Annotated in this window: 4 protein-coding genes, 1 tRNA gene and 1 pseudogene; 3 read left to right on the top strand and 3 right to left on the bottom strand. The window is 44.5% G+C overall.

The window, feature by feature from the left end; translation table 11 throughout:
• Positions 1-218: 218 nt before the first annotated feature.
• Positions 219-291, top strand: a tRNA-Thr gene (locus tag DW904_RS22285).
• Between the two features lie 133 nt (positions 292-424).
• Here the strand turns inward: DW904_RS22285 and glgB are convergent.
• Positions 425-2752, bottom strand: a complete 2328-nt coding sequence (glgB, locus tag DW904_RS22290) for a 1,4-alpha-glucan branching protein GlgB (RefSeq protein WP_118584300.1) — start codon at positions 2750-2752, stop codon at positions 425-427.
• Between the two features lie 214 nt (positions 2753-2966).
• Between glgB and DW904_RS26080 the strand changes: the two genes are divergently transcribed.
• Both DW904_RS26080 and DW904_RS22295 read left to right on the top strand, forming a co-directional pair.
• Positions 2967-3170: a hypothetical protein gene (locus DW904_RS26080; RefSeq protein WP_347562228.1), complete on the top strand. Its 204-nt coding sequence runs from the start codon at positions 2967-2969 to the stop codon at positions 3168-3170.
• A complete protein-coding gene (locus tag DW904_RS22295) occupies positions 3152-3940 on the top strand; it encodes a carbohydrate kinase (RefSeq protein WP_347562229.1) in 789 nt (262 codons plus the stop codon). The genes DW904_RS26080 and DW904_RS22295 overlap by 19 nt, the downstream gene beginning before the upstream one ends.
• Positions 3941-4431: 491 nt before the next feature.
• On the opposite strand, the gene DW904_RS22300 is transcribed toward DW904_RS22295, so the two are convergent.
• A complete protein-coding gene (locus DW904_RS22300; protein WP_118584301.1) occupies positions 4432-5595 on the bottom strand; it encodes a phosphoglycerate dehydrogenase in 1164 nt (387 codons plus the stop codon).
• Positions 5595-5734, bottom strand: a pseudogene (locus tag DW904_RS22305) (3-phosphoserine/phosphohydroxythreonine aminotransferase); the annotation flags it as partial. The gene DW904_RS22300 and the pseudogene DW904_RS22305, both read right to left, overlap by 1 nt.

Genomic DNA, 5734 nt, shown 5'->3' on the forward strand with positions numbered 1-5734 from the left:
AATTCTACCTTTCTGATAATCGTTACCTCCATCTGTTGATGGAAGCATTATACTACATTGGGACATTTTCCTTTATGGTATATTAGGACATTATCATAAATGGTTCATATAAATCAGAATTTTTACCCAAGATTTTCTTGACAAATGGCTGCTTATAACTTAAAATATCTTTTGTGTCTGATAAGTGTATAAATTTTTATACACTTATCATTCCATAAGCTGGAATAGCTCAGTCGGTAGAGCACTTCACTCGTAATGAAGGGGTCGTGAGTTCGAGTCTCATTTCCAGCTTTTTTTATTTGCATCAAATAGATATTCCTGATCTGCTTCGCTGCTTACTTATTGTAAAAAGATTCAAAAAGACTGCATTCCTCACATCTGAAATTCAGATATGTAAATGCAGTCTTTTTTGCTATTTTATTACTTATTTGCTATTTCTGTCTGCTTTGTTATTGTCATTTTTTACTGTGGCTCTTTTCTTCACTGTTTCTGCCTTTTTCTCTGCCTTGACAGCTTCTTCTACTTTCGTAGCTTTTTCTTCCTTTACTGACTTCTTTGCTGGAGTTTTTGCCTTCACAGTCCTTACCAGTTTTCCTGCAGTCTTATCTTTCGCAGTCTTATCTTTCGCAGTTTTCGCTGCGGTCACTTTCTTCCTGGCTGGGGCTTTCCCGGGAGTGCAGCTGTAGATGCTTACACCAAGTGCCGGCAGTTTCACCTTAATAGAGTGCTCACGTTCGTCGCACTCTTCTGCTTTTGCTGTCTTCACACGAGAATTTACTACACCCTCGCCGCCGAATTCTGCTACATCGCTATTAAAGATTTCTTTATATTTCCCTGCAAAGGGCACGCCCACCTGGTAATTCTCGTAGGGTATTGCGGCGAAATTACAGATTACAAGCAGCGTTTCCTCTGGTTTCTCTGTCTTACGCAGGAAAGTGATCACATTCTCCTCGTATTTCATCAGCTGAACCCACTCAAATCCGTCATACTCATCATCCATCTGATAAAGAGCAGGCGAACTCTTATAAAGGGTATTCAACGCCTGAATGCATTTGGCAAGTCCCTCCGGCATATCAGTCCCCGGTGCCATCATTTTACAGCCAGGATGCACCATCATATAGGAATAAGCCTCTCTCACCTGTGCCAGCTTCTGCTTCTCATCTCCCGGAAGTTTCGCCATAAACTCATTCAGGCTTCCCACATCTCTGTTTCCAAGAGTCAGAATATAATGCTCAGAATATGCATATAAGGTGGACAAAGTCAGCTGGTCATGATAATTCTTCCGCAAAATCGGATCTACTGACAGATAGAACAGGAAATCTCTTGTCCATCCGCCACTCCACTTATAATCAAACCCAATGTGATCATTCTCCACACTGTCAGTCAGCTCCGGCCACAGACCATCCTCCTGTGCGATCAGAAGTGCTCCTGGATCACGCTTCTTCACAATGGAATTCAGATGCTTCAGAAATTCAATGGCAGGAAGGTTCTCATTGGAGCCATACATATTCGGTGTCCATCCATCCTTTCTTCCATAATCCAGATAAAGCATGGCATCTACATCATCCATACGAAGCCCGTCCACATGGAAGACCTCCAGCCAGAAACAGGCATTGGAAATCAGGAAATCCATTACCATAGGACTGTCATAATTATAAAGCATGGTGCCCCACATTGGGTGGACTGCCATTTCCGGGTCTTTCACTTCATAAAGGGCTGTTCCGTCAAATTTCTCCAGACCGCCTGCGTATCTCGGGAACTGTGCCGGTGACCAGTCAAGGATCACGCCTATTCCCACCTGATGAAGCTCATCTACCAGTGCTGCAAAATCTGCTGGTGTGCCATAACGTGTGCTGACTGCAAAATATGCAGATGTAGGATATCCATCTGAACCATCCTCCAGAAATTCCATAACCGGATGAAGTTCCACATGGGTATATCCCTTTTCTTTCGCAAAGGTCACCAGCTCTTTCCCTGATTCCCACTGTCCCAGGCTTGTCTCATAAATGGAAACCGGCTGCCTGCGGCCATCATATTTCTTACGTTCAGCCATCCAACTGCTGTCATTCCATGTAAAATCAGAGACATCCGCTACAACAGAATTCCACAATGGTGCAGGCTGGGTTCTGTTTCCATAAGGATCTGCTTTCTGAAGGAGCACATCCCCTTTTGCCTTAATTTCATAACGATAGGCGTCCCCCGCCTTTACTCCCGGGATAAACAATTCATAAATACCTGACATAGGCATCTTATGCATAGGGAGTGCTCTGCCATCCCAATTATTAAATTCACCAACCACACTTACCCGAACTGCATTTGGCGCCCACACTGCGAAATGAGTGCCTGCTACCCCATTCATCACCATGGGATGTGCGCCCATTTTCTTATATGCCTCATAATAAACGCCGCCAAGAAAAGCCCTCTCATCATCCTCTGTAAGAAGCCCGCCGAAAGCATAAGCGTCCTTAAACTTCTTCGTCTCTTTCTCAAATTCTATCTGAAATTCGTAATCCGGAATCTTTCTTCCCGGGATCAGCACTGCATAATAGCCAGCCTCGTCCTCCAGCTCCATTTCATATTTCTTGCGCCCTATAACCACTGCCGCAGCTCTGGCTTCCGGAAAAAAGCCCTGTATCAGTACACCATCCGGTGTCAGTCTGGGTCCCATCACATCTCTTGGCGCTGTCTCTTCCCCGTATACAACCGCTTCAATTTCTGGCCAGTCCATATAATCATATACTGTTTTGCTCATAAGTCTCTCCATTTCCCCGCCAATTTTCACGGACTGTCGGATTTCCGGAAAATATGTTAATATTGTTATATTTTCCCGTCGATCCGACCATAATTTTGATATTTCTATTTTACCATTTTAAGCGGGAAAAAGAAAGAAATTTGTTTGACAAATACACCCCTCTGCGTTAAATTATTGGTATATGATTTTGAAAACACCTAAGGAGGATTTTTCAATGAGTAATCGAAACTACGACGTGACTGCACTTGGCGAGCTTCTCATCGATTTCACAGAGAATGGAACCAGCGCGCAGGGCAACCCGATCATGGAAGCGAACCCGGGCGGAGCTCCATGTAATGTTCTGGCTATGCTTGAGCGCTTGGCAAGAAGACCGCTTTTATCGGAAAAGTTGGAAAGGACATGTTCGGAAACCAGCTGAAGGCTGCTGTGGAAGAAGTTGGAATTGATACAAGAGCTCTTATTATGGATGAAGAAGTACATACCACACTGGCATTTGTCCACACCTATCCGGATGGAGACAGAGACTTCTCCTTCTATCGTAATCCAGGTGCTGACATGATGCTGACTATGGATGAGGTTCCAGACGACCTGATCCGCGATTCCCGCATTTTCCATTTCGGAACTCTCTCTTCTACCCATGAGGGCGTACGTGAAGCTACACGTCATGCCATTGAGGTAGCAAAAGAAGCCGGCTGTATCATCACCTTTGACCCCAATCTGCGCCCGCCACTCTGGAAATCCCTTGAGGATGCCCGCGTCGAGATTGAGTACGGTCTTACCAAATGTGACGTTCTGAAGATTTCTGACAACGAAGTGGAATTCCTTTTCGATACCACCGACTACGACAAGGGTGCTGCGCTGATTGAAGAGAAATATCACATCCCGCTGGTTCTTATCACCATGGGTAAAGACGGAAGCCGCGCTTATTACAAGGGACGCCGCGTAGAATGCGCTCCATTCCTTCAGGAGCACACCATTGAGACCACAGGTGCCGGAGACACTTTCTGTGCCAGCATCCTGAACTATGTTCTGGAGCACGGTCTTAAGGCTCTTACAGATGAGAATCTTATGGAAATGCTTACCTTTGCTAATGCAGGCGCTTCCCTTATTACTACCCGCAAGGGTGCTCTCCGTGTCATGCCAACTCGCGAAGAAGTTAAGGAATTTATTGCAAAGAGCGGCAGATAAATATGTAGCTTTGAATCGCAATTTTTAATTAAAGCAAAAACAGGAATCGCTAATCTGAAATTTAGTGGTTCCTGTTTTATTATTAGAATATTTTATATATTATTGTTAAATTTATCAGTTGTGTTCTTCTATCATAACTGTTATAATCATCGTATGGGTGTTGCCATAACGGTAGGCGGTTAGTCCTTCAACAGAGGGACTGTGACCCTCTGATTACATAGAAACCCTGAAAGGGAATTCAGTGGAAAGGAGGGCTAGGCCAATGAGTATTATTGACTTTATAGCAGTTGTAAGCTTCGGCTTAACCTGCTTTACAATAGGATACACATTGGGTAAAGATGTAAATAATACACAAAAATAGCCGCCCTGTCTGTAAACTAAGCGGCAATTTTTGCTAACCAGTATATGGACTAACCGTCTATCGGCAACACTCTTTTTCTATACCTATATTAACATTCTGTTGTCTTAATGTCAATTATCTGTATTTGAATTTATTTCACCACGCGAACCTTAGAAACACCTTCAATGGCCTTCAGCGCATCCAGCGCCTCTGCGGAAGCTGCACTCTCCAGATCGATCAGGGTATACGCATACTCACCTTTACTCTTGTTGGTCATGTCTGCAATGTTCAGGCCCTCAGCACCAAGGATCTTTGTCAGCTGGCTTATCATGTTAGGAATGTTCTTATGTGTAATGGCAATACGTCCCACTGCTACGCAGGTACCCATATCACAGTTCGGGAAGTTTACGGAGTTTTTGATATTACCATTCTCAAGGAAATCACGAACCTCCTTCACAGCCATAACTGCACAGTTCTCCTCAGATTCCTCTGTGGATGCTCCAAGATGAGGAGTTACCAGAATGCCCTCATGGCCTGCAACTGTATGGTTGGCAAAGTCTGTTACATACTTTTTCACCTTGCCGCTGTTCAGCGCCTCAATCAGCGCATCCTCGTCAACCAGAAGGTCACGGGCAAAGTTCAAAAGTACAACACCGTCTTTCATCTTCTCGAAAGCTTCTTTGTTGATCATCTTCTTTGTGGAATCCAGAAGCGGTACATGTACAGTGATATAATCGCACTTGCTGTAAATCTCATCTAAGCTCTTGCTGTGCTTAATAGTACGGGAAAGGTTCCATGCTGCATCGATGGAAATGTATGGATCATATCCATAAACCTCCATCCCAAGGGAAGCTGCTGCATTTGCCACCATGCTTCCGATAGCACCAAGACCGATGATACCAAGCTTTTTGCCCATGATCTCACAGCCTGCAAACTGTTTCTTCTGTTTCTCAGCAAGCTTATCAATATCTTCCTGGTCTTTTTCTCTCTGTACCCACTCAATACCTCCCACAATGTCACGGGAAGCAAGAAGCATACCGGCAAGAACCAGCTCCTTTACACCATTTGCATTGGCTCCAGGAGTATTAAATACAACGATGCCTTTCTCTGCACACTCTTTCACCGGAATGTTATTGACTCCAGCTCCGGCACGTGCGATCACAGCAACACTCTCCGGCAGCTCCATGTCATGCATCTTGGCACTTCTTACAAGAACTGCCTGGCAGTCATCCAGAGTATCTGCTTTTTTATAATTATCATCAAAAATGTCCAGGCCTTTCTGGGCGATAGGATTCAGGCAATGATACTGAAACATCAGGCATTTTCCTCCTCAAACTTTTTCATGAATGCAACCAGCGCTTCCACACCAGCCTTTGGCATTGCGTTATAAATACTTGCTCTCATACCGCCAACGGTTCTGTGGCCTTTCAGGTTCACAAGACCTGCCTTGGCAG

Origin of the sequence: Ruminococcus sp. AM42-11, from assembly GCF_003480145.1 — a bacterium.
GTDB classification, from domain to species: domain Bacteria; phylum Bacillota; class Clostridia; order Lachnospirales; family Lachnospiraceae; genus Blautia_A; species Blautia_A faecis.

Bases quoted from the DNA above. Each gene is read 5' to 3' on its own strand.
- glgB (WP_118584300.1), bottom strand. From the start codon at position 2,752: ATGAGCAAAACAGTATATGATTATATGGACTGGCCAGAAATTGAAGCG.
- DW904_RS26080 (WP_347562228.1), top strand. From the start codon at position 2,967: ATGAGTAATCGAAACTACGACGTGACTGCACTTGGCGAGCTTCTCATC.
- DW904_RS22295 (WP_347562229.1), top strand. From the start codon at position 3,152: ATGTTCGGAAACCAGCTGAAGGCTGCTGTGGAAGAAGTTGGAATTGAT.
- DW904_RS22300 (WP_118584301.1), bottom strand. From the start codon at position 5,595: ATGTTTCAGTATCATTGCCTGAATCCTATCGCCCAGAAAGGCCTGGAC.